At 76.5% G+C, this 22773-nt stretch carries 19 protein-coding genes and 1 tRNA gene; 12 read left to right on the forward strand and 8 right to left on the reverse strand.

The genetic code is table 11. The features are described 5' to 3' along the window. The 3 genes from ACFQH9_RS15550 to ACFQH9_RS15560 form a co-directional block, all read right to left on the reverse strand. On the reverse strand, window positions 1-1073 hold a 1073-nt coding region (locus ACFQH9_RS15550), incomplete at its 3' end, for a GTP-binding protein (protein WP_379566817.1). Between the two features lies 1 nt (window position 1074). Beyond that, a complete protein-coding gene (gene selA, locus ACFQH9_RS15555; protein ID WP_379566818.1) occupies window positions 1075-2418 on the reverse strand; it encodes an L-seryl-tRNA(Sec) selenium transferase in 1344 nt (447 codons plus the stop codon). 21 nt (window positions 2419-2439) lie between these two features. Further along, window positions 2440-3432 carry a hypothetical protein gene (locus tag ACFQH9_RS15560; RefSeq protein WP_379566819.1) on the reverse strand — a complete coding sequence of 331 codons (993 nt, stop codon included), beginning with the start codon at window positions 3430-3432 and terminating at the stop codon, window positions 2440-2442. A 105-nt stretch (window positions 3433-3537) separates the two neighbouring features. On the opposite strand from ACFQH9_RS15560, the gene selD reads away from it, so the two are divergent. After that, complete coding sequence (gene selD, locus ACFQH9_RS15565) at window positions 3538-4581, forward strand: selenide, water dikinase SelD (RefSeq protein ID WP_379566820.1); 1044 nt, start codon at window positions 3538-3540, stop codon at window positions 4579-4581. 59 nt (window positions 4582-4640) lie between these two features. On the opposite strand, the gene ACFQH9_RS15570 is transcribed toward selD, so the two are convergent. Both ACFQH9_RS15570 and ACFQH9_RS15575 read right to left on the reverse strand, forming a co-directional pair. Next, window positions 4641-4736 (reverse strand) — tRNA-Sec (locus tag ACFQH9_RS15570). A 16-nt stretch (window positions 4737-4752) separates the two neighbouring features. Further along, window positions 4753-5142: an STAS domain-containing protein gene (locus ACFQH9_RS15575; RefSeq protein ID WP_379566822.1), complete on the reverse strand. Its 390-nt coding sequence runs from the start codon at window positions 5140-5142 to the stop codon at window positions 4753-4755. A 210-nt stretch (window positions 5143-5352) separates the two neighbouring features. On the opposite strand from ACFQH9_RS15575, the gene ACFQH9_RS15580 reads away from it, so the two are divergent. The 6 genes from ACFQH9_RS15580 (at window position 5353) to ACFQH9_RS15605 (ending at window position 13953) form a co-directional block, all read left to right on the forward strand. After that, a complete protein-coding gene (locus ACFQH9_RS15580) occupies window positions 5353-5646 on the forward strand; it encodes a DUF2795 domain-containing protein (RefSeq protein WP_379566824.1) in 294 nt (97 codons plus the stop codon). 81 nt (window positions 5647-5727) lie between these two features. Further along, the gene (locus tag ACFQH9_RS15585) at window positions 5728-6414 is read left to right on the forward strand and encodes an alpha/beta fold hydrolase (protein WP_379566825.1); all 687 of its coding nucleotides are present in this window, start codon (window positions 5728-5730) and stop codon (window positions 6412-6414) included. 258 nt (window positions 6415-6672) lie between these two features. Continuing rightward, on the forward strand, window positions 6673-7443 hold the full coding sequence (locus ACFQH9_RS15590; protein WP_379566827.1) for an ABC transporter ATP-binding protein: 771 nt from the start codon (window positions 6673-6675) through the stop codon (window positions 7441-7443). Continuing rightward, a complete protein-coding gene (locus ACFQH9_RS15595) occupies window positions 7440-9152 on the forward strand; it encodes a GAF domain-containing sensor histidine kinase (RefSeq protein ID WP_379566828.1) in 1713 nt (570 codons plus the stop codon). The genes ACFQH9_RS15590 and ACFQH9_RS15595 overlap by 4 nt, the downstream gene beginning before the upstream one ends. Window positions 9153-9154: 2 nt before the next feature. Continuing rightward, window positions 9155-11545, forward strand: a complete 2391-nt coding sequence (locus tag ACFQH9_RS15600; protein ID WP_379566830.1) for an FtsX-like permease family protein — start codon at window positions 9155-9157, stop codon at window positions 11543-11545. A gap of 11 nt (window positions 11546-11556) precedes the next feature. Then, complete coding sequence (locus ACFQH9_RS15605) at window positions 11557-13953, forward strand: FtsX-like permease family protein (protein WP_379566831.1); 2397 nt, start codon at window positions 11557-11559, stop codon at window positions 13951-13953. 82 nt (window positions 13954-14035) lie between these two features. Here ACFQH9_RS15605 and ACFQH9_RS15610 read toward each other — a convergent pair whose 3' ends face one another. Beyond that, the gene (locus tag ACFQH9_RS15610) at window positions 14036-14434 is read right to left on the reverse strand and encodes a response regulator transcription factor (RefSeq protein ID WP_379566832.1); all 399 of its coding nucleotides are present in this window, start codon (window positions 14432-14434) and stop codon (window positions 14036-14038) included. Window positions 14435-14674: 240 nt separating this feature from the next. Here ACFQH9_RS15610 and ACFQH9_RS15615 point away from each other — a divergent pair, with 240 nt between their 5' ends. The 5 genes from ACFQH9_RS15615 to ACFQH9_RS15635 all read left to right on the forward strand — a co-directional run bounded on the left by ACFQH9_RS15615 (window position 14675) and on the right by ACFQH9_RS15635 (window position 21687). After that, window positions 14675-16417 (forward strand): trypsin-like peptidase domain-containing protein, encoded by a 1743-nt coding sequence (locus ACFQH9_RS15615; RefSeq protein ID WP_379566833.1) that lies wholly within the window; start codon window positions 14675-14677, stop codon window positions 16415-16417. 166 nt (window positions 16418-16583) lie between these two features. Beyond that, window positions 16584-17150 carry a dihydrofolate reductase family protein gene (locus ACFQH9_RS15620; RefSeq protein ID WP_379566834.1) on the forward strand — a complete coding sequence of 189 codons (567 nt, stop codon included), beginning with the start codon at window positions 16584-16586 and terminating at the stop codon, window positions 17148-17150. A 237-nt stretch (window positions 17151-17387) separates the two neighbouring features. Continuing rightward, window positions 17388-17516 carry a hypothetical protein gene (locus tag ACFQH9_RS15625; RefSeq protein ID WP_379566835.1) on the forward strand — a complete coding sequence of 43 codons (129 nt, stop codon included), beginning with the start codon at window positions 17388-17390 and terminating at the stop codon, window positions 17514-17516. Further along, a complete protein-coding gene (locus ACFQH9_RS15630) occupies window positions 17513-18289 on the forward strand; it encodes a hypothetical protein (RefSeq protein WP_379566836.1) in 777 nt (258 codons plus the stop codon). Before ACFQH9_RS15625 ends, ACFQH9_RS15630 begins: the two co-directional genes overlap by 4 nt. Next, complete coding sequence (locus ACFQH9_RS15635; RefSeq protein ID WP_379566837.1) at window positions 18286-21687, forward strand: bifunctional cytochrome P450/NADPH--P450 reductase; 3402 nt, start codon at window positions 18286-18288, stop codon at window positions 21685-21687. Before ACFQH9_RS15630 ends, ACFQH9_RS15635 begins: the two co-directional genes overlap by 4 nt. A gap of 97 nt (window positions 21688-21784) precedes the next feature. On the opposite strand, the gene ACFQH9_RS15640 is transcribed toward ACFQH9_RS15635, so the two are convergent. Together ACFQH9_RS15640 and ACFQH9_RS15645 are read right to left on the reverse strand one after the other, a co-directional pair. Then, window positions 21785-22438 (reverse strand): response regulator transcription factor, encoded by a 654-nt coding sequence (locus ACFQH9_RS15640; protein WP_379566839.1) that lies wholly within the window; start codon window positions 22436-22438, stop codon window positions 21785-21787. A 114-nt stretch (window positions 22439-22552) separates the two neighbouring features. After that, the coding region (locus tag ACFQH9_RS15645; protein ID WP_379566838.1) for a hypothetical protein at window positions 22553-22773 on the reverse strand (221 nt) is incomplete at its 5' end.

Raw genomic sequence — 22773 nt, forward strand, 5'->3', positions numbered from 1 at the left:
GGCCGCACGTCGAGGACCACCGCCCCGGCGAGGACCGCGCGCCGCCCCGGGTCGCGCAGGACCGCGCGGTCGCCGATGCGCAGCGGCAGCGGGTGGTCCAGGCGCAGGCGCGCGTGGCGGGGGCCGAGCGGGCGCACCCGGACACCGGTCGCGGCCGAGCCGGCGTGCAGCATCAGCTGCCCGGGCAGCTCGACGGGCGCGTCGGGCGCGTCGGGCGCGTCGGGCACGGCGGGCACGGCGGCCCGGTTGCCCGGCGCCCGCAGCCGGACGTCGATCTCCGTGGCGGTGAGCCACGCGTCCGGGGTGAGCAGCGCGTCGCCGCGCCCGACCGCCTCCTTCGGCAGCCCGCGCAGGTTCACCGCCACCCGTGCGACGCCGGTGACCTCCTCCCGGGGCTCACCCAGGCTCTCCAACCCCCGGACGCCGACCCGGCGGCCGCCGAGCACCAGCTCGTCGCCGACGTGGATCGTGCCGGCCCCCAGCGTCCCGGTCACGACGGTCCCGGCGCCGCGGATGGTGAAGGCGCGGTCCACCCACAGCCGGACGTCCGCGGCGGGATCGGGGTCGGGCAGGCCGGTGACCAGCGCGTCGAGCGCGGCGCGGAGCTCGGGCAGGCCCTCGCCGCGCGGCGCGCACACCGGGACGACCGGCAGCTCGCCGAGCGACGAGCGCGCCAGCGCGGCCTGCGCGTCCTCGAGGGCGGGCTCCGGGTCGAGCAGGTCGCAGCGGGTGATCACGAGCAGCCCGCGGTCCACGCCGAGGGCGTCGAGGGCGTCGAGGTGCTCGGCGGACTGCGGCATCCAGCCCTCGTCGGCGGCGACCACGATCATCGCCGCCGGGACCGGCCCGGCCCCGGCGAGCATCGTCGTGACGAAGCGTTCGTGGCCCGGCACGTCCACGAAGGCCAGGTCGGTGCCGGAGCCGAGCCGGGTCCACGCGAACCCGAGGTCGATCGTCAGGCCGCGGCGGCGCTCCTCGGCGAGCCGGTCGGGCTCCATCCCGGACAGGGCGCGGACCAGGGTGGACTTGCCGTGGTCGACGTGCCCCGCCGTCGCGATCACGCGGGCGGCCACGTCAGGTCCCCGGGGCCGTGACGGCCGCGGTGACCGCGGCGGCGAGGGCGGCGTCGTCGGCCGGGTCCAGGGCGCGCAGGTCCAGCAGGCAGCGCCCGCCCTCCAGCCGGCCCAGGACGGCGGGATCCCCGGCGCGCAGGGCCGCGGCGAACCGCTCCGGCAGCGCCACGGCCGCGCTCGGCAGGGTGACGCCCGGGGCGCCCCCGCCGCCGACGGTCGCGACCGAGTCGACGACCTCGGCCACGTCGCCGTGCTGCCCGGCCACCCGCGCGGCGCGGCGGCGCAGCTCCTCGACCGGGGCGTCGAGCGCGGCGCGCACCGGCCTGCCGGGGCCGCGGAGCGTGGCCTCCAGCGCCGCCAGCGTGAGCTTGTCGACGCGCATCGCCCGGGCCAGCGGGAACCGCCGGATCTTCTCGACCAGCGCCGCGCCCTCGCCCGCCCCGCCGAGGACCAGCCCCGCCTGCGGCCCCCCGAGGAGCTTGTCGCCCGACGCGGTGACCAGCGTGGCCCCCCGGGCGAGCATGCCGGCGGCGTCGGGCTCCTCCGGCAGCAGCGGGTGCGGGGTGAGCAGCCCGGAGCCGATGTCCACGACGACCGGCGCGCCCAGCCCCGACAGCTCCTCCGGGCCGACCGCGCTGGTGAAGCCGCGGACGGTGAAGTTCGAGGGGTGCACCTTGAGCACGAACCCGGTCTCCGGGCCGATCGCGCGCTCGTAGTCGGCCCGGTGGGTGCGGTTGGTGGTGCCGACCTCGCGCAGCCGGGCCCCCGTGGACTCGAGGAGGTCGGGGATGCGGAAACCGTCGCCGATCTCCACCAGCTCACCGCGCGACACGACGATCTCCTTGCCGCTGGCCAGGGCGGCCGCGACGAGGGCGAGCGCCGCCGCCCCGTTGTTCGCGACGTGCGCGGCGGCGGCCCCGGGGACGGCCGCGAGCAGGGCGTCGATCACCCCGGCGCCGCGCCGGCCGCGGGTGCCGGTGGCGAGGTCGAGCTCGACGTCGCAGGTGCCGGCGGCCACCGCGAGGGCCTCGCGGGCGGCGGCGGACAGCGGCGCACGGCCGAGGTTGGTGTGCAGCAGCACCCCGGTCGCGTTCAGCACCGGACGCAGCCGCGTGGCGGTGCGGGGGAGGGCGGCGAGCGCGGCCTCGGCGACCTCGGCCGGCGCGATCGCGCCCGCGCGGGCCCGTTGCTGCGCGTCGACCACCGCGCGCTTCACGAGCGCGCGGCCGAGCCGGTGCACCGCCTCCGCCAGGCGCGGATCGGCGAGCACCGCGTCCGTGCGCGGCACGGCGCGACGCGGGTCGGGCGGGGAAGCGGTCGTGCCGCGGACCGGGGCGTCCGTCATGGGAAGAGCATGCCGTGCCCGTCAGCCGGAGCGCAGGGTGTGCCTGTTCTCCGTGTTCTGCTCGCGGCGCTGCTCCGGGACCTGGACCGGGCGGTCGTGGCCGGCCTGCCGGTCCTGCTCGGCCGCGAACAGGTCCGCCGTGCCCGGGGTGGGGGTCCAGACCGCGGGCGCCTCCGGGTCCCCGGCCGGGTCCCCGGTCGCGTGCGGCGAGTCCTGCTCGGTCTCGTCCCCGGCCTGCGCGGGATCTCCGGCCTGCTCGACGCCCGGATGGCCGGCAGCCGGGACCACCTCGTCGGCTACCTCCTCGGCAACCTCTGCGGGCTCCTCCGGCGGCTCGTCGGCCTCGCCCTCCGCGGGCACCCCGGCGGGCGGCGCGACGCCCTCGACCGCCGTCTCCGGCCCGGCGACCGGCGGGACCCGCCCCGGTTCCGCGGCCGTCGTCCCGTCCAGCACCCGCAGCTCGACGGCCAGCGCGGCGTGCACCCGGGCCAGCTCGCTCCGGAGGGCGACCCGCAGCCCGGCGAGCTCCTCGGCCTGCCGGACGTGCTCGGCCACCTGCGCCGCGAGGTCGTCGCGCTCCGCGGCCACCGCCGCCCGGTCCGCCTCGGCCTCGGCGTGGGCCTGGCCCGCGGCCGCGTGCGCGCGCTCCATCAGCTCGGCCGCCTCGCGCGTGGCGGCGGCGCGGATCTCGGCGGCGTCCCGGCTCGCGGCGGTGCGGATGTCGTCGGCCTCGCGCTCGGCGAGCCGCAGCACCTTCTCCGCGCGGAAGCCGAAGCTCTGCGGCACCGCGGGCAGGCCCTCGGCGGGCGTGCCGGCCCGCAGCGTGCGCAGCTCCTCGGCGAGACCCGCGGCGTGCTGTTCGGCCATGCGGCGGGCGTTCTCGGCCGCCTGGGCACGCCGCTCCAGCTCACGGACCAGCGCGTCGACCTGGTCGCGCGCGTAGCCGCGGCGCACCACCTCGAACGCGCCGGACCGGCTGACCGGGTCGGCGTCACGCTCCGGAACGGGTGTCACGCCTCGACAGTGTGAACGCCGGGGAAGCCGATCTCCCTCGCGGGGTCGGCCGGGGTCGGCCAGTGGGAGCCCGCGTGCGGCGGGCGGACGGGATACGGTCGCACCATGACGGCGGGCACCAGCGCGCAGACGCGCAGACTCACCCAGTTCAGCCACGGTGCGGGCTGCGGGTGCAAGATCGGGCCGGGCCGGCTCGCCGAGATCCTCGCCGGGGTCACCCCGGCCAGTCACCCCGACCTGCTCGTCGGCACCGAGACGGGTGACGACGCCGCGGTCTGGCGGCTCGCGGCCGACCGCGCGCTCGTCGCCACCACGGACTTCTTCACCCCGGTCGTCGACGGCCCGCGGACCTGGGGCCGGATCGCCGCCACCAACGCCGTGTCCGACGTCTACGCGATGGGCGGCCGCCCGCTCTTCGCGCTCAACATCGTCGCCTGGCCCTCGGAGACGCTGCCGCCGGAGATGCTCGGCGAGGTGCTGGAGGGCGGTGCGGACGTCGGCCGCGAGTGCGGTTTCGCCGTGGTCGGCGGGCACTCGATCGACGATCCCGAACCGAAGTACGGGCTGGCCGTGGTGGGCGAGCTGCACCCGGACCGGATCCTCACCAACACCGGCCTGCGCCCGGGCGACGCGCTGGTGCTCACCAAGCCCCTCGGCGTCGGCATCGCCACCACCGCCGTCAAGGCGGGCACCGCGGGCGAGGACCTGCTCGCGCGCGCGGTGGACTCGATGTGCACGCCCAACGCCGCCGCCTCGGCCGCCGCGCTCGCCGCCGGGGCCACCGGCTGCACGGACGTCACCGGCTTCGGCCTGCTGGGGCACCTGCGCAAGATGGCGGCCGCGTCCGGGGTCGACGCCGAGGTCGTCGTGGGAGACGTGCCGCTGCTGCCGGGGGTGCGGGAGCTGGCCGAGGCCGGCACGGTCCCCGGCGGGACCCGGCGCAACCGGGACTGGGTGGCCGAGGTGCTGGACCCCGGGCCGGGCGTGACCGAGACGGACGTGCTGCTGCTCGCCGACGCGCAGACCTCCGGCGGGCTGCTGTTCGGCGCCGACCCCGAGCGGGCCGCGGCCGCGGTGGCCGAGCTGCCCGGCGCCGCCGTCGTCGGACGGGTCGGGGAGGGGAGGGGGCGGATCCGCGTCAGCCGCTGATCGCCCGGTCCGCTCGCCCGACGGCCGCGGCGGGCACGACGGCGCGCCGCGACCGCGGGTGGCGGAGGCGGACGGGAATCGAACCCGCCTGACCGAGATGCTCGGCCACGTCGGTGTTGAAGACCGCGGGGGCCACCAGGCGCCCAGACGCCTCCCTGGTGCGGGTGCGGCTCAGCCGGTGGGACGCAGCGCGTCGGACACGCCGTCCGCCACGTCGAACAGCGCGAGCAGCCCGGTCGCCTCCAGCGCCCGGGTCACGATCCGCGACCCGCAGACCAGTCGCAGGGTGTGCCCGCGCCGCTCCACCGCGTCCTTCGCCGCGACCAGCACCGCGAGCCCGGCCGACCCCAGGAAGGTCACCCCGGACAGGTCCAGGACGACCAGCGGCGCCTCGGGCAGCCGCGCATCGAGCTCGGTGCGCAGCAAGGGCGCGGTCAACGTGTCGATCTCGCCGTGGACGTGCGCGACCAGCGACGCGCCGTCACCCTCGCCGGCTCGTTCGAAGCGGACGACGTCCTCGATCTCGACGCCGCCGTCTTCGGCGGGGGTCTCACTGCTCATTACGCACCGTGCTCCTCGACTTCCGCGGACGCGTGCTGCGGACTGTCGCCTCAACCGCTCGCCAACCCTACGGGGGCGCGCCGCGACCGCACAACAGACCTCCCCTCGGGCGGGTCGCGTGCCGCCCGCGTTTGACCGGGTGTGATACAGGGCACTCTGCGGCGACCCGCTCGGTGCCCCTTCTCGGAGCGGGTCGACCAGGAGGAACCCGTGTACCGACGGACGTCCCGCGCCGACCTGGCGCGCCTCGGCCACGTACTGGCCGGCCTGTCCTACCCGGCCGCGAAGTGGCAGATCATCGCGCACGCCGACCACTACGGCGCGGACTCGGTGAGCGCCGCCCAGCTGTGGTCGCTGCCGGTCGGCACCTACCGCGACCTCGCCGAGATCGGCGTGGCGCTCGGCCTGCTCCCGGCCGTCCGGTCCGGGTACCGGCAGCAGCCGGGGGTCCAGGCCGCGGGCGTGGACCGGCCGCGGGCGGACGAGGGCGCCCGCGACGCCTGACCGCGACCCGTCCCGGGCCGCGTACTCCGTCCGGGTCCTTCGGCCCTGTGCGGCTGTTGTGACGCGGACCACGGTCGCCCCATGGCCACCTTCGTGCTCGTCCACGGCGCGTTCGTCGGCGGGTGGTACTGGGACGAGCTCGCGCCCCGGCTGGAGAAGGCCGGGCACACGGTCGACGTCGTCCCGCAGCTGCCCAGCTCCGGTCCCGACCCCGCGGCGCTCGGCGACCTCGCGGCCGACGCCGAGGTGGTCCGGCGGCACGTGGAGGCCGCCGGCGAACCGGTCGTGCTCGTCGGGCACTCCTACGGCGGCATGGTCGTCACCGAGCTCGCCGACCATCCCGACGTGGCGCACACGGTGTACGTGACGGCCCTCTGGCCGTCACGCGGAGCCTCGGCCCTCGACATGCTGGCCTCGATGCCACCCCAGACCTGGGCCGCGCCCCAGGACGACGGGACGATACGCGCCACGGACGATCTCCGGGAACTCCACCGGTCGATCTGCGCCGACGTCCCGTTCGACCGGGCCGAGCCCTTCCTGCGGCGGGTCCGACCCCACTCGATCGCGAGTGTCGCGGCGCCCAGCTCGGCGCCGGACCGGACGCACCCCGTCACCTACGTGCTCTGCGAGGACGACGCGTGCTTCCCGCTCGAGGCCCAGGAGGCGATGGCCGCGGCCGCGGACCACGTCGAGCGGCTCCCCTCGTCGCACGCGCCGATGTTCTCCGTGCCCGACGAGCTCGCGGAGCTGCTCGGCCGGATCCGCTGACCGGGCGCGCCCGCGCTGCGCCGGGCGCCGACCTGCTCCGCCAGACCGGGCACGACGAGCGGATGCACAAGCAGGAGTCGGAGCGCTACCTCGCGGAGGGCCGGCTGGGCTGAACCCCGGGTCGTCGTAACGCCCGGGCCGCGCGCGGCGACGACACGCCCGGGGGGTGGTGGCAGTACCACCCCGCTCCGGCGTGGCAGCCGGTCTCTTCGCCGCGGACCCTCCCGGCGCGGACCCGGCCCTCCCTAGGGTGAGCAGGTGACACAGCAGATCGAGTCCGCCGTCGGCGCCGCCGCCGCCCCCGGTGGTCCCGCCCTGGTCGTCCGCGGTCTGCGCAAGACCTACGAGGCCGGCACCGCCCCCGTGCGCGCGCTGCGCGGCGTCGATCTCACCGTGCGCGCCGGCGAGTTCGTGGCGCTGATGGGCCCCTCGGGCTGCGGCAAGTCCACGCTGCTGCACCTGCTCGCCGGGCTCGACCGGCCGGACGAGGGCACGATCGCGCTCGACGGCACCCGCATCGAGGAGCTCGGCGCCCAGCGCCTGGCCCGGCTGCGCCGCCGCAGCGTCGGGCTGGTCTTCCAGTTCTTCCACCTCATCGAGCACATGTCGGCGCTGGAGAACGTCGCGCTCGCCGCGCTCGTCGCCGGCGCGAAGCCGGCCGAGGCCACCGCACGGGCCCGGGACCTGCTGGACCAGCTCGGCCTGCTCGACAAGGCGCGCGAGCTGCCCGCCGCGCTGTCCGGCGGCCAGCGCCAGCGCGTCGCGATCGCCCGCGCGCTGGCCAACCGCCCCACCCTGCTGCTGGCCGACGAACCGACCGGCGCCCTGGACTCGGACGGCGCCGCCGAGGTCCTCGACCTGTTCCAGCGCCTGCACGCCCAGGGCCAGACGATCCTCATGGTCACCCACAGCCGCGAGGTCGCCGAGGGCGCGCAGCGGCTGGTCCGCATGCGCGACGGCCGCATCCTGGCCGACGGCGAGCCCTCCGGTCCCGTCGAGGTGCCCGCCGGGCTGCGGGTGTCCCGGTGAGCGACCGCACCCCGCTCCCGGCCGGCGCCGGGTTCCGGACCCACCGCCGCGTGGGGGTCGGCACCGGCCGGCGCGCCCGCAGCTCCCTGCTGCTCTCCGGGCTGATCGGCGCGGCCGGGGTGATCGCGCCCGGCGTCGTCGTCGGGCTGCTCGGCGGCGGGCCCGCCTGGTGGGTCACCGCGCTGATCGCCGCGGTCGTCCTGGCGGTCGGCGTCGGGCTGATGGCCAGCGCCACGGCGCGCCGCGCCAGCACGTCCGTGCTGGTCGGGGCCTCGGAGTTCGGTGGCCTGTCGGTGGCCGTCTGCGCGGGGCTGCTCGTCCTGCTGCTGGTCTTCGGCCGCATGCCGCTCGGGGCCGAGCGCGCGCTGGTGGACCCCGCCCTGGTGGGGATGCTCGTCGTCGCCGTGGTCGCGGGGCCGCTCGGCCGCCGCGCCGCCCGCACCACCCGGGCCGCGCTGCAGGGCGTACGACGCTCGCCCGACGAGCTGCTCGCCGACTTCGCCGAGCGCGCCGGCCGCGGCACCCCCGTCGACGACCTGCTCCGCCAGCTCGCCGAGACCATGCGGCAGGACTGGCGGCTCTCCCGCGTGCAGATCTGGGCGGACCGGGTCGACGCGCCGCGCAGCCTCGCGCGCAGCCTGGTCGTCCCGCAGCCGGTGGAGCCGGGACCGGAGCCGCTGCCGCTCGACGCCGACGAGCTCGCCACGCTGCAGCGCGCCGGCGTCGCCGGGCCGGGCTGGCTGGAGCTCTGGCTGCCGCACCTGGTCGAGGAGGACGGGCCCGCCCGGCGCGGCCAGCTGCGGCTCGCCCCCGCCGTCCACGGCGGCGAGGTGCTGGCGCTGGTGGTGATCGAGCGCGACGCCGACGCGGACACCTTCGGCGAGGCCGACGAGCGCGCGCTGGCCGAGGTCGTGCGGCGGCTCGCGATCGTGCTGCGCAACCGCGCGCTCGACGAGGCGCTGCAGGCCACCCTCGCCGACCTGCGCCGCACCAACGCGGACCTGCAGGCCTCCCGCACCCGCCTGGTCGCGGCGGCCGACGCCGAGCGCCGCCGCATCGAGCGCGACCTGCACGACGGCGCCCAGCAGCACCTGGTCGCCCTCGCCGTCGGGCTGCGGCTGGTCCGGGACACCCTGACCTCGCCGGACGACCCCAACGCCGAGCTGCTCGACGAGCTCGACCGCGGCGTCCGGGACTCCATCCAGGCCCTGCGGGACCTGGCCCACGGCATCTACCCGCCGCTGCTGCGCGACGCCGGCCTGGGGGACGCGCTGCGCGCCGCGGCCAAGCGCAGCCCCCTCACGGTGCAGGTGCACGCCGAGGACGTGGGGCGGATGCCCGAGCAGGCCGAGGCCGCCGTGTACTTCTGCTGCCTCGAGGCCCTGCAGAACGCGGGCAAGCACGCCCCGGGCGCGCACGTCACGATCACGCTGAAGGTGGAGGACGGCGCGGACGGCGACGAGCTCACCGTGGTCGTCGCCGACGACGGGCCCGGCTTCGACCCGGCCCGGGTCGCCGGTGGCGGCGGGCTGCAGAACATGGCGGACCGGCTCGGCGCGATCGGGGGCACCGTCGAGCTGGTGTCGGCGCCGGGCGAGGGCACCGTGCTCACCGGGCGCATCCCGGTCCCGGCCGGGGGAGCGGACGCGGGCGGAGCGTGCCCGGCGGTCCCGCCGCTGGCCTCGCGCCCGACCGTCGTGACGGGCTGACCATGCCCGCGGGCGATCCCGGCCCACCGGGCCCGCGCGGTGCGGTCCGGGGTGCGATCCGCCTCGTCGCCCGCGCCGAGCTGCGCGAACGACGCTGGAGCCTGCTCGCCCTCGGCGTGGTGCTGGGCCTGGTCGGCGGCCTCGTGCTGGGGGCGGTCGCGCTCGGCGAGCGCACCGCCACGGCCTATCCCCGGCTCGTGGAGGCGGTCCACCTCGACGACGCCCGGCTGATCGTCCCGGCCGACCGCCCCGCGGTCGTCGAGGCGCTGCCGACCCTGCCCGGTGTCGCCGCCCTGTGGCTGACCGAGGCGTGGGTCGGGCAGGTCGACGGGCCGCAGCTGCAGTACGTCTCGCTGGCCGCGGGCACCGCGCCGCACCCCGAGCTGGTCACCCCGGTGATCGTCGCCGGGCGCGGCGCCGACCCCGCCGCCGCCGACGAGGTGGTGGTCTCCGAGCGGCTCGCCGAACACGGTTTCGGCCTGGGCGCGACCCTGCCGCTGCGCATGCTCACCCTCGAGGACATGGCGCGGTTCGCCGTCGGGTTCACCCCGCACGGCCCGGCGACCTCCGTGCGGGTCGTCGGCGTCGCCCGGATGCCGGGATGGGGCCAGGCGCTGCCGGACGTCCTGGCCGGCCCCGGGTTCGCCCGCGCGCTGGCCGGCACCGGGATCGGGCACGCCGCCTACGTCCGGCTCGACCCCGCGCCGGACGCCGCCGCCCGGTTCGACGCGGCCGTCGCGGGCGTCTCGGTCGGGCAGCCGTCGATCGTCGGGGACTACCTGACGCCCGGGGTCGAGTTCCCGCGCACGCCCGATCCCGCGGTGCAGGCCGCCGAACGCGCCCTGCTCATCGGCGTCGGGCTGTTCGCGCTGGTCGTGGGCCTCGGCGTGCTGCAGGTCGTCGGGCTCGGGCTGCTGCGCACCGCGGGGGCCGCCCGCGCGGCCCGCTCGGTGGAGGCCGCCCTCGGCATGACGCGGGCGCAGAGCGTGGCGGCCCGGGTGGTCGCGGCCGGTCAGGCCGCGGCGGTCGCGGCGCTGCTCGGCGCCGGGGTGGTGGTGGCCGCGGGCGTCCTCGCGCCGCTCGGCAGCCAGGCCCGCTTCGAGCCCGAGCCGGGCTTCCGGGGGCAGTGGGCACTCGCCCTTGCCGGCGGCGCGACCCTGGGCGCGCTGTTCCTCCTGGTCAGCGCGGTCACGGCCGCGTTCGCCTGGCGGCGCCGCGCGCTGGCCGTGCCCGAACCGGCGCCCGTCCGGCCGGACTCGCCGGCCGCGGTCCTCGGTGGGTCGCTGTGCCGGTGGCCCACCGTCCTGCTCGGCAGCCGGCTCGCGCAGGCCGGCACCCGGCGCGGCGTCCCGCCGGCCGTGACGGTCCCGGCCGCGGCGGCCGCGGTCGCCGGGATCGTCGCCACGGTGACGGTCGGGGCGAGCCTCGACCGGCTGGTCGCCACGCCGGTGCGCTGGGCGGGCGGCGCCGACATCACCATCGCGGACAGCCGCGAACCCGACGTCGTCGCGCTCGTCGAGGACCCGCGGGTCGCCGCGCTCGCGATCACCGACACCGCGTACGCCCGCCTCGCCTCGGGGGACCCGCTCGGGATCGTGAGCATCGCCGCGCGCAAGGGCGCACCGCCCGTCGAGCTCGTGTCCGGCCGGCTGCCGGCCGCACCGGACGAGGTGGCGGTCAACCCCCGGCTGGCAGCCGAGCGCGGGCTGTCCGCGGGGGACCGGCTCGACACCCTGGCGACGGACGGTACGCCCCACCCGATGACCGTCGTCGGGATCGCCGTGGTGCCCAACGAGAACCACGGCCCGCTCGGCCAGGACCTGCTGGCCACCGGCGACGGGCTGCTCGCGGTGAGCCCGGAGCGCAACTTCCCGCTGCTCACCACGCACGTCTACGCCCGGGCCGGCACCGCGGAGGCGCTCGCCGCCGAGCTGGGCGGGCGGCTCGAGCTCGCGCCGCAGAGCGTCCCCGACGCCATCCGCAACCTCGGTGACCTCGGGCGGCTGCCGGACGTCCTCGCGGTCGTGCTCGCCGTCGTCGCCGGCACCGGGCTGACCCACTCGCTGCTGGTCGGCGCGCGCCGGCTGGCCCGCGAGATGGCGGTGTTCTCGGTGCTCGGCGCCACCCCCGGGCAGGTGCGGGCCACCCTCGGCCTGCTCGCGGCGGCCACCGCCGTGCCCGCCGTGGTGCTGGGCGTGCCGATCGGGCTGGGGGTGGCCCGGCTGTTCTGGTGGCAGGTGGCCTCGACGATCGGGGTCGGCGGCGACATCGCGGTGCCGGTCGGCCCGATCGCCCTGCTGATCGCGGCGGTACCGCTGGGCGCCGCGCTGATCGCGGCCGTGCCGGCGCTGCGGGCCCGCACGCCCGCCGTGGCCTCCCTGGCGGCCCTGTGAGGAGCGGCCCTGTGAGGAGCGGCGGGGTGGGCAGCGGCGGCTGGTTCGGGGTCCGCGCGGTCGCCCGCGCGGAGCTCCGCTCCGGGCTCCGCGCGCTGCTGGTCCTCGGCCTGATCGCCGGCGTGGTCGGCGGGCTGCTGCTCGGTGCCGCGGTGGTCGCCGACCGCACCGGCAGCGCCTACCCCCGGCTGGTCGAGCGCAGCGGGCTCGACGACGCCCGCGCCTACCTCCCCGCCGACCTCCCGGAGGTCACCGCCGGGTTCGCGACGCTGCCCGGGGTCGAGAAGAGCTGGACGGCCTACGCCTGGATCGCGCAGATCGTCGGACCGACGCTGCAGTACACCTCGGTGATCGCCGGGCCCGAGCGGCCGGACGACCTGGTCACGCCGGTGATCGTCGCCGGCCGGGCCCCGCGCGTCGAGGCCGCCGACGAGCTGCTCGTCGGGGAACCCCTGGCCGCCGCGGCCGGGTTGCGGGTGGGCGACCGGATCACGCTCAAGATGCTGACCCTGCGCCAGGTCGCCCGCTTCGACGTCGGGTTCGGCGAGCCCGAGGGCGCCACCCGGCGGATGACGGTGGTGGGCATCGGGCGGATGCCGTCCTGGACCGGCCCGCTCGGCGACTCCCTGTCCACCCCGGCCTTCGCCGCGCAGAACGCCGGCGCCGCGGGCGGGCGGTCCGGGTTCGCCCGGCTCGCCTACACCGGCGACCCCGCGGCCGACGCCGCGCTGCGGGACCGGTTCGTCGCCGCGCTCGCCCGCAGCTACGAGGGCCTCCCGCGGCCGTTGATCGTCGGCAACTACGTCCCGGAGGTGCCGGTCTTCCCGACCACGGACGCCGACCCCGCGGTCGCCGCGGCCGAGCGCGTGCTCGGCATCGGGCTCTGGGGGTTCGCGCTGGTCGTGGCGGTGGGCGGCTGCGTCGTCGTCGGGCAGGGGTTGGTGCGCCACCACGCCCGCGGCGCGGCGGACCAGCGGGTGGAGAACGCCCTGGGCATGACGACCGCCGAGCGGATCGGCGCCCGGGTGCTGGCCGCCTCGGCGGGCGCGGGGGTGGCGGCGGTCGTGGCCGCGGGCATGACGGTGGCCGCCGGCGCGATCGAACCCCTGGGCAGCCAGGCCCGTTTCGAGCCCGACACCGGGTTCCGGCCGGTCTGGGGCACGATCCTCGGCGGCGCGTCGGTCGTGCTGCTCTGCTTCCTCGCGCTGGCCGCCGGCACCGCGCCGCTGGCCGGCCGCGCCGCCGTCGGCCGGCCGCTCATCGGCCGGCACCGGCCCGCCCGCTGGGCGGTGCGCTGGCCGCCGCTGTTCGTGGGGCTGCGGCTCGCGCTCCGCGGCCGCGCGGTGCCCGGCAGCATCGGCCTGCCCGCCGCGATCACGGCGACCGGGATCGCGGTCACGGTCGCCGGCATCGTCGCCTCCACCATGCTCGGCGCCAGCCTGCAGCGGCTCGTGGACACCCCCGCCCGGTACGGGTTCACCTCCGACCTCACGATCGCCGACGCCCGCGAGCAGGACATGGCCGCGCTCGTCGCGGACCCCCGCGTCGCCGGGCTGACCGAGGTCGAGACCGGCCGCGTGACGATCGACCCGGCCCGGTCGCGGCAGATCGACGCGTACGCCCACGTCGAGCGGAAGGGCGAGATCCCGGTGTCGCTGGTCACCGGGCGGATGCCGGCGGTGCCGGGGGAGGTGGCCGTCGGGGCGCGGGTCGCGGTGCGCGAGCAGCTCGGACTGGGCGACTCCGTCGAGGTCACCTCGTCCGACGGCCGCACGGCCCGGCTCACCGTGACCGGCGTGGCCGTCCCGCAGCCCGAGCGCGGCGCACCGCTCGGCGAGGGCCTGCTGATGATGCCGGACCAGCTGCGCGAGCTGTTCCGGCAACCGCTCGCCTCGGCGCACGTGCTGGCCGCGCCGGGGCAGGCGGGCGCGCTCTACGCCGACCTCGCCCGACGGCTGGAGGTGCACCTGCCGGGGATGCCGCCGGAGATCGACACCCTGGCCGGGCTGCTCCGGCTGCCGGAGATCCTCGCGACGCTGCTGGCCGCCGTCGCGGTGGCGGGGCTGGTGCACACGCTGATCAGCGCGGTCCGCCGGCACACCCGGGACGCGGCACTGCTGTCCGTGCTGGGGGCGACACCGGGCCAGGTGCGCGCCGCGCTGGGCGTCCTGGCCGGGACCACGGTGCTGCCCGGCGTCGCGTTCGGCGTGCTGCTCGGGCTCGGCGCCGGCCGGCTGCTCTGGTGGCAGGTGGCGAGCCAGACCGGGGTGGCGCCGGACGTGGCGGTCCCGGTGTGGCCGATCGCGCTGATCGTCCCGGCCGTGCTCGTGGGGTCGCTGGTGCTCGGCGCGGTGCCGGCGGTGCGGATGGCGCGCGAGCCGGTCGCGGCCTCGCTGCGGACGGGGTAGCTCCCCGGCACGGCGCCGCGGTGCCGCCGAGCGGCCACGCCGCAGTCTCGCGACGCGGCTATGCCGCGGTCTCGCGACGCGGCTATGCCGCGGTGCCGATCCGGTCCCACAGGTCGCGCAGCACGAGGGCGCCGAGCTCCTCCTTGTGCAGGTAGCCGGCGATGCCGGGGCCGTGCGGGTCGATCCGCAGGTCCTCGAGGCGGTAGGTCGAGCACAGCACGGTGCGGGTGCCGGGCGCGGCGGCGGAGACCCGGGCGGCCGCCTCGGCGCCGTCGATGCCGGGCAGGTTGACGTCCATCAGCACGAGGTCCGGGTGGACCTGGGTGACCGCGTCGACGGCGGCCTCGCCGGTCTCCGCGACCCCGGCGACCTCCCAGCCGGGCATCCGCCCGATGACCGCGGCGGCGGCGACCCGGAACGGCCGGTGGTCGTCCACCACCAGCACGCGCACCCGCGCCGTCGACGCGACTCGTTGCTCCATGCGGCACAGTGTCCCCCGCCGACGTCGGGTCCGCCGAGGATGCGGCCCCGTGGCCGCACCGGTGCCCACCTTCTGACGCAGAGGTGGTGCTGACCCCACCCCCGTCGACGGGTTGAACCCCTCGTGATGACGGGGTGCGTGGCGGCACAGTTCTCCTCGTCATCCACCGGGCCGCGCCGACGAACGACGGCCCCGGGCGAGGGCCGATCGGCCCGGACCGCCACCTCCGAGAGGACCACCATGACCGGCACCATCGCCCGAGCCGCCGCCGCGGTCGCCGTCGCCGCCTCGGTCACCCTGGCCACCGTCGCGACCGGCGGTACCGCCTTCGCCGCCGAGCCCGGCGCCCCGCCCGGCCCCGGGCCGTCGCCCGCGCAGGCCTCGCCCACCGAGCAGGCCGCCGCCGAGGTACGCCCCGCAGTCGTGTACCTGACCGAGACCTTCAGCGCCTACGTCGGGGACGGCACCGGCCTGTACTTCAACAACGGCCAGCCGTACACCGTGAACGCGACCTGCACCGGCTTCGGCGTCAACCCGCAGGGCTACATCGCCACCGCCGGCCACTGTGTCGACACCACCAGCCCGGACGGCGTCCGGGCCACCTTCATCGCCATGGCGGCGCAGGAGGTGGTGGCCGCGAACCCGACGCTCGCGCTGCAGGACGTCGTGACCTACGGCCTCGCCAACTGGACCGTCGAGGGCCAGGCGAAGAACTCGCCGATCGAGGCGCAGTACGCGGCCGTGATCGGCTCGGGCACCGGCAACGGGGCCAAGGGTCAGGCCGTCCCGGCCCGGCTCGTCGACTTCCGCCCGCCCAGCCAGGGCGACGTCGCGCTGCTGAAGATCGAGAGCTCCGACCTGCCCTCGGTGCAGCTGGGCACCGACACCGACGCCGCCATCGGCACCCCGGTCCTGTCCATCGGCTACCCGGCGGCGGCCGACGCCGTCACCGACCCGACGCTCGAGCCGTCCAACAAGGACGGCCAGATCAGCACCAAGCGCACGATGGGCAGCGTCCCCTACTACGAGACCTCCGCGTCGCTCTCGCCCGGCATGAGCGGCGGCCCCACCGTCGACATGCAGGGAGAGGTCCTGGGCATCAACAGCGCCCACCTGCCGAACGACCAGGCCTTCAACTTCATCGCCCCGGCGAGCGGGCTGACCGAGCTGCTGGCGCGCAACGGCGTGCAGAACCAGCTGGGCCCCAACGACACCCTCTACCGGGACGCGCTCGCCGACTACTACGCCGGCCACTACACGGACGCCATCGCCGGCTTCGACCGGCTGCTGCTCGTCGACCCCGACCACGGGCAGGCGCTGCAGTTCAAGACCGAGGCGGCCAAGGCCAAGGAGCGCTTCGGCGACACCCCGGTCGTGCCCACCGCGCAGCAGAGCGACGACACCGGCGTGTGGGGCCTCGCCCCGTGGCTGTTCTGGACGATCGTCGGTGGCGGTGCCGCGCTGGTGATCGGCGGGATCGCGCTGCTGGTGGCGCTGCGGCGGCGGCGCAAGGGCGACGAGGGCCCCGTGGCCGCGGACATCCCGGCACCGCGCGACCCGCGCCTCGACGGCTACGCGAACTGGACGCCCGGGCAGGCCCCGCGCATGCCGCAGGCTCCGTGGGGGAGCACCCCCGTGCCGCAGGCCCCCCAGGCCCGGGCCCCGCAGGTCCGGCCCGCCGCACCGGCCGGTCTCGCGGACGGCCCGACGACCCTCGTCACCCCGGCCGACATCATGGCCGCGCAGCGCCCCGCCCCGGCCGCCCCGTTCGTGAGCCCGGCGTCCGGACCCGTCGGCGTCGGCCCGGTGCCCCCGGCCGCTCCGGTCGCCCCGCCGGCCCCGCCGGTGAACGGGTCGGGCGAGGAGGCCGCCGCGCCCACCGCCGTCGTCTCCATCCCGAAGGCCGGGAGCTGCGCGAACTGCGGCTCCACCCTCACCCCGGGCGCGGCCTTCTGCCCCACCTGCGGGACGCGCCAGCGCTGACCCGCGACACCTGCCCGACACCCGAGGGGCCGGTCCGGACACCCGGACCGGCCCCTCGGCCGTCGTCGGGAGAATCTCTCCGCGATCCGTGTCGAGCGGCGGCCAGCCGCTCCGACCACCCCACGAGCGGCGCCCACGAGGGGCGCCCGGAGCGGGAGGAACCCCGATGCGATCCCTGATCCACCTCGTCCACACCTCGATCGACGGCCGCATCCAGGGCCCGAACGGCGAGTTCGACTGGCCCGCGATGGGGCCGGAGCTGTCGGCGTACTCGGTGCAGCTGAACGACCGGCTCGACACGCTGCTCTACGGCCGCCGGGTCTGGGAGGTGATGGCCGGCTACTGGCCGACCGCCGACCAGGTGTCCGACCACCCGCACGACAAGGCGTACGCACCGCTGTGGCGGGAGACCGAGAAGGTCGTCGTCTCGCGGACCCTGGACCGCGTCGACGTCCCGAGGACCACCCTGGTCCGGGAGGACGTGCCGGGCGCCATCGCCGCGCTCAAGGAGCGCCCGGGCAAGGACATCGTGCTGATGGGCGGTGCCGCGCTCGCCGGGTCGCTGGCGGCGGCCGGGCTGGTCGACGAGGTCCGGGTCGTCGTCCACCCGGTCGTGCTCGGCGGCCCGCACGCCGTGCTGGCGGCCGGCGACGTCCGGCTGGGCTTCGACCTCGTCGACACGCGGGTGTTCGACGGGCGCGCGGTCATGACGACCTACCGCACCCGGCGGTGATCGTCGACCGCCGCCTCGGCTCGACCGGTGGGCCGAGGCCGGCGGGACGACCGCGGCGCGACCCCGTCACGGACGGCGGTCGAGTGCGGCCCGGGAGTCAACTGGAAGGTCGGCTGGAAGGTCCGACCGTGGTCCCCCGGCTCCTCCCCCTGGCACCGTGTCCGGCGGTGACAGGAGGAGGTCATGTACCTGACGGTCCAGCTTCTCCGCACTGCCGACGGGCGACTGGGGGGCACCGTGACGACAGACTCCGGCCGGGAACTGCCGTTCTCCGGCACGCTCGACCTGCTGCGGATCCTCGAGGACCTCGAGCCGCCGTCCGGCCCGCCCTGCGGTGACGGGCAGGCGCCGCGGCGGGCCCGGTGACCGCGCCGGCCGCGCCCGCCGGGGCGTCGTCGGACAGCGCCTCGGCGTCGCGCATCGCGGGGATCAGCGGGATCGTCTTCGCGGTCCTGTTCGTGGTGGCCCTGGTCCTGGTGCACCGCGCCCCGACGCTCGCCGACCCCGACTCGGCGTACGCGGGGTTCTACGCGAACGGCGGCGACCAGCTCTTCGTCGCCGTCGGGCTCTACCTCGTGCCGTTCGCGGGCATCGCCTTCCTCTGGCACATGACCGCGGTCCGCGCCGTCCTGGACACGCTGACCCCGACGCCGTCGGCCATGGCACACGGGCTGAACCTGCTGGCCGGGGCCATCTTCGTGACGCTGCTGTTCGCCGGAACCGCTGCCGTCGGCGCGGTGGCGTTCGGGATCTACTTCGGCCACTCGCCCGCCGAGGACCCGCAGACGGCGCGGGCGCTCACCGGCGTCGGCTACGGCCTGGTGTTCATCTTCGCGGTCCGTGGGGCGGGCATGTTCGCGCTCACCACCACGACCCTGCTGCGCAACGCGAAGGTACTGCCGCTCGTGCCGGCCGTGCTCGCGTACCTGCTCGCCGCGTTCCTGCTGCTCGCCGTGACCAGCAACCCCGCGGCCGTCCTCGTCTTCCCGGCGTGGGTCGTGCTGATCGCGATCTTCCTGCTGCGCCACGCCCACCACGCGGCCGCGCCGGCGCCGGAGCCCGACACCGGGCCTCCGACGCACGCGCCCGCCGCGCCCCTCGACACCACCGGCCCGAGCCTCAGGAGTGACCAGCCATGACCGCCTCCGTCGCGCCCGTCACCTCGAAGACCGTCGACGACATCCCCGGGCCCAAGGGCGTGCCGTTCCTCGGCAACCTGTTCGAGATCCGCCAGGCCACGATGATCCAGGACCTGATGAAGCTCGTGCGGGAGTGGGGGCCGATGCTCAGGCTCACCACCCCCAACGGGCCGCTCTACGTCGCCTCCGGCCTGGAGATGGTCAACGACCTGTGCGACGACACCCGGTTCGACAAGCTCGTCGGGCTGAGCCAGCGGGAGCTGCGCAAGACGCACGAGAGCGCGGGGCTGTTCACCGCCGACACCGCCGACCCGCTGTGGAAGTCCGCACACGACATCCTGCTGCCCAGCTTCAGCACCTGGGCGATGAAGGGCTACCTCGACCCGATGATCGACATCGCCGAGCAGCTGTGCCTCAAGTGGGCGCGGCTGAACACCGACGAGCCGATCGACGTCACCGCCGACATGACGCGGCTGACGCTGGACACCATCGCGCTGTGCGGGTTCAGCACCTGGGCGATGAAGGGCTACCTCGACCCGATGATCGACATCGCCGAGCAGCTGTGCCTCAAGTGGGCGCGGCTGAACACCGACGAGCCGATCGACGTCACCGCCGACATGACGCGGCTGACGCTGGACACCATCGCGCTGTGCGGGTTCAGCTACCGGTTCAACTCCTTCTACCGCGAGGGCCAGCACCCGTTCGTCGCGGCGATGATGAGCGCGCTGCACGAGACCCAGGCCCGGCAGCGCCTGCTCCCGGCGGCGATCAAGGTGCGCCGCGCGGCCCAGCGACAGCTCGAGGCCGACAGCAGGTTCATGGACGACACGGTCGGGAAGATCCTCGCGGAGCGGAAGGCGTCCGGGGAATTCGGGAACGACCTGCTGGGGCACATGCTCGTCGGCACCGACAAGCAGGGGAACAAGCTGCCCGACCACAACATCGTCGCCCAGTGCCAGACCTTCCTCGTCGCCGGCCACGAGACGACCAGCGGGCTGCTGTCGTTCGCCGTCTCCTACCTGCTCAAGCACCCCGAGGTCGTCGCGCGCGCCCACGAGGAGGTCGACCGCGTGCTGGGCACCGACCCGTCGGTGCCGCCCACCGTGGCGCAGGTCCAGCAGCTCGGCTACGTCCGGCAGATCCTCGACGAGACGCTGCGGCTGTGGCCGACCGCGCCCGCGTTCACCCGCCAGGCCCGGGAGCGGACCACCGTGGGCGGCTGGGGGCCCTTCGAGCCCGGACAGGCGGTCATCGCGCTGACGCCGATGCTGCACCGGCTGACGGCGGTCTGGGGCGACGACGCGGAGGAGTTCAACCCGGACCACGTCGCGCCCGAACGCCTCGACGCGCTGCCACCCAACGCCTTCCGGCCCTTCGGGTCGGGCCAGCGGGCCTGTATCGGGCGCCAGTTCGCGCTGCAGGAGGCGACCCTGGTGCTCGGCATGGTCCTCCAGCGGTTCGAGCTGATCGACCACGCGAACTACCAGCTGAAGATCAAGGAGTCGCTGACCCTCAAGCCCGAGGGCCTGACGATCACCGTCCGCCCGCGCAGCGGCCGGACCTGGGGCGCGTCGTCGCGGCAGGCGGAGGTCGTCTCGATCCCGCGGTCCCCGGCGCTCGCCGTCGCGCCGGCCGACCGGCACGGGACTCCGCTGCTGGTGCTGTTCGGCTCCAATCTCGGGGCCTCGGAGGACCTCGCGTCGCGGATCGCGCGGGACGCGACGGACCGGGGCTACACGGCGCGCACCGCCGGGCTCGACGACGCGGTGGGCGAGCTGCCGACCGACGGCGCCGTCGTGGTCGTCACCTCGTCGTACAACGGGCAGCCGCCGGACAACGCGGGGAAGTTCTGCACGTGGGCCGACGACGCCGCCACCTCGGCGGAGGGGGTGCGCTACACGGTCTTCGGCTGCGGCAACCGCGACTGGGCCGCGACCTACCAGGCGGTGCCGACGCGGGTCGACGCGGCGCTCGAGGCCCGCGGTGCGACGCGCGTGTACCCGCGCGGTGAGGGCGACGCGCGCGGTGACTTCGACGGGCAGTTCGAGGCCTGGTACGCCGGGCTGTGGGACGCCCTCGGGTCGGCCCTCGGACTGGAGGCCGGGGCGACGGCGGCGTCCGGCGGCGGCCCGCGGCTGGCCGTGGAGCTGGAGCAGCGCCGCACCGCGAGCCCGATCCTGCAGTCCTACCGCGGGCAGGCCGCGACCGTGCGGGTCAACCGCGAGCTCACCGCCCGGGCGGGCACCCCGGGCGGGCGCTCGGTGCGGCACCTGGAGATCGCGCTGCCCGCGGGCACGACCTACGCCGCCGGCGACCACCTGGGGGTGCTGCCGCGCAACGACATGGCGGTCGTCAACCGGGTGATCGCCCGCTTCGGCCTCGACGGTGGCCAGTACGCCACGCTCACCGCGTCCGGGGCGAGCCCGACCCACCTGCCGATCGGCGAGCCCTACCCGCTGCTCGGCATCCTGGCGGGCTGCGTGGAGCTCCAGGACGTCGCGAGCCGGGCGGGCCTGGCGGCGATGGCGGCGCACATGCCGGAGGGCCCCTACCGCGACGAGCTGGCCGGGCTCGCCGGGACCGACGACGAGGCGAAGGCCCGCTACCGCGAGAAGATCGCGGCGCCGCGGCGCACGCTGCTCGACCTGCTCGAGGAACACCCCGAGTGCGACCTGCCGTTCGCGGAGTACCTCGATCTCCTGCCGCCGCTGCGCCCGCGCTACTACTCCATCTCGTCGTCGCCGACGATGAGCTCCGCCGCCTCGGTGACCGTCGGCGTGCTCGAGGGCCCCGCGCGCAGCGGGGACGGCTCGACCTTCCGCGGGGTCTGCTCCGGGCACCTGAGCGCGGTGCCCGAGGGCGGCACCGTGTTCACCTTCGTCCGGCAGCCGAGCATCGCGTTCCGGCCGCCGGAGAACCCGCACGTGCCGATGATCATGGTGGGCGCCGGCACCGGGATGGCCCCGTTCCGGGGGTTCCTCCAGGAGCGGGAGTCGTTGCGGGCCCGCGGTGTGCCGATCGCCCGGTCGCTGCTGTTCCTCGGCTGCCGGGACCCCGAGGACGACCTGCTCTACGCCGACGAGCTCAAGGGCTACGAGGCCGACGGCGTCGCGACGCTGATCACGGCGTGCTCGCGAGTGGAGGGCTACCCGCACCGCTACGTCCAGCACGCCCTCGAGGCGTCGGCCGACCAGGTGTGGGAGGCCCTGCAGGACGGGGCCGTCGTCCTCGTGTGCGGCAACGCCTCGACCATGGCCCCCGGTGTCCGCGCCGCCCTCGTCTCGGTGTTCCGCGCCAGGACCGGGGCCGGGGAGCCCGACGGCGAGGCCTGGCTCGCGGGCCTGCGGGCGAACGACCGCTACCTCGAGGACATCTGGGGCGAGACCGCGGTGGTGTAGCCGCGCGAGCGCGGAGACCTGGCTGCCGCGGCCGCGTGCTGGAGCTGGGTTCACCACGTGCACCCCGCGCCGGCGGGGTGACCCCCGGCCGGCGCGGTCAGCTGTTGTGCAGGTACACCAGCACCGCGGAGACGCGGCGGTTGAGGTCGCGCTCCTCGGAGAGCCCAAGCTTGGAGAAGATCGAGTTGGTGTGCTTCTCGATCGCCCGCTCGGACAGCACGAGCGAGGCCGCGATCGAGGCGTTGCTCTTGCCCTGCGCCATCTCGCCGAGCACCTCGAGCTCGCGCGGGGTGAGCGCGTCGAGCTCGGAGGGCTTGGCGCGCTGTGCCGCGACCAGGCCCTCGATCACCGTCGGGTCGATCACCGACCCGCCCTCGGCGACCCGGCGCACCGCCTCGGCCAGCTCGTCGCCGTCGGCCACCCGCTCCTTGAGCAGGTAGCCGCGGCGCGCGGTGCCGTCGGCGAGCAGGGTCAGCGCGTACTGCGCCTCGGCGTACTGCGACAACAGGATCACGCCGGTCTCCGGCTTGCGGGCGCGCAGGTCCGCCGCGACGGACAGGCCCTCGTCGGAGTTCGTGGGGGGCATCCGGATGTCGGTGACGACGACGTCCGGATCGTGCTCGGCGATCAGCGCGGTCAGCGTGGGCAGGTCGGGGGCCGCGCCGACGAGCGAGAGGTCCTCGGCGCCGTCGATCAGGCGCACCAGTCCGTGCCGGAGCAGGGCGTTGTCCTCCGCCAGGACCACTCGGATCTTCACGCGCCCAGCCTAGAGGGGCGTCCCGGCGGTGCGGTGGTGTGCTGACCACACCGTTGCCGGGCGGTGACCACCCGGCTCCCCGCGAGATGGGCACCGCTCGCGATCGGATCAGCGCACGCCGAGGACCGGCTCGCGCGGGCGCTCCGCCGCGCGGGCCTGCGGCACGGCGTCGAGGACCAGCGGGGGCACCCGGCCGCCGGACCGCCTCGCCCGGCGGCGGGACTGCAGGTAGAGCCAGGGACCGGTGAGCAGGGCGCGGTGCCGGCGCCCGGACCCCGGGCCGGCGGGCTCGGCGGCGCCGGTCACGCCGGCGTCCCGGTCGGCGATCG

Origin of the sequence: Pseudonocardia lutea (assembly GCF_042658055.1) — a bacterium.
Taxonomy (GTDB): domain Bacteria; phylum Actinomycetota; class Actinomycetes; order Mycobacteriales; family Pseudonocardiaceae; genus Pseudonocardia; species Pseudonocardia lutea.

Excerpts from the sequence above, each read along its gene's own strand:
- selA (WP_379566818.1), bottom strand. The coding sequence starts at position 2,418 with ATGACGGACGCCCCGGTCCGCGGCACGACCGCTTCCCCGCCCGACCCG.
- selD (WP_379566820.1), top strand. The coding sequence starts at position 3,538 with ATGACGGCGGGCACCAGCGCGCAGACGCGCAGACTCACCCAGTTCAGC.
- ACFQH9_RS15575 (WP_379566822.1), bottom strand. The coding sequence starts at position 5,142 with ATGAGCAGTGAGACCCCCGCCGAAGACGGCGGCGTCGAGATCGAGGAC.
- ACFQH9_RS15585 (WP_379566825.1), top strand. The coding sequence starts at position 5,728 with ATGGCCACCTTCGTGCTCGTCCACGGCGCGTTCGTCGGCGGGTGGTAC.
- ACFQH9_RS15600 (WP_379566830.1), top strand. The coding sequence starts at position 9,155 with ATGCCCGCGGGCGATCCCGGCCCACCGGGCCCGCGCGGTGCGGTCCGG.
- ACFQH9_RS15610 (WP_379566832.1), bottom strand. The coding sequence starts at position 14,434 with ATGGAGCAACGAGTCGCGTCGACGGCGCGGGTGCGCGTGCTGGTGGTG.
- ACFQH9_RS15615 (WP_379566833.1), top strand. The coding sequence starts at position 14,675 with ATGACCGGCACCATCGCCCGAGCCGCCGCCGCGGTCGCCGTCGCCGCC.
- ACFQH9_RS15620 (WP_379566834.1), top strand. The coding sequence starts at position 16,584 with ATGCGATCCCTGATCCACCTCGTCCACACCTCGATCGACGGCCGCATC.
- ACFQH9_RS15635 (WP_379566837.1), top strand. The coding sequence starts at position 18,286 with ATGACCGCCTCCGTCGCGCCCGTCACCTCGAAGACCGTCGACGACATC.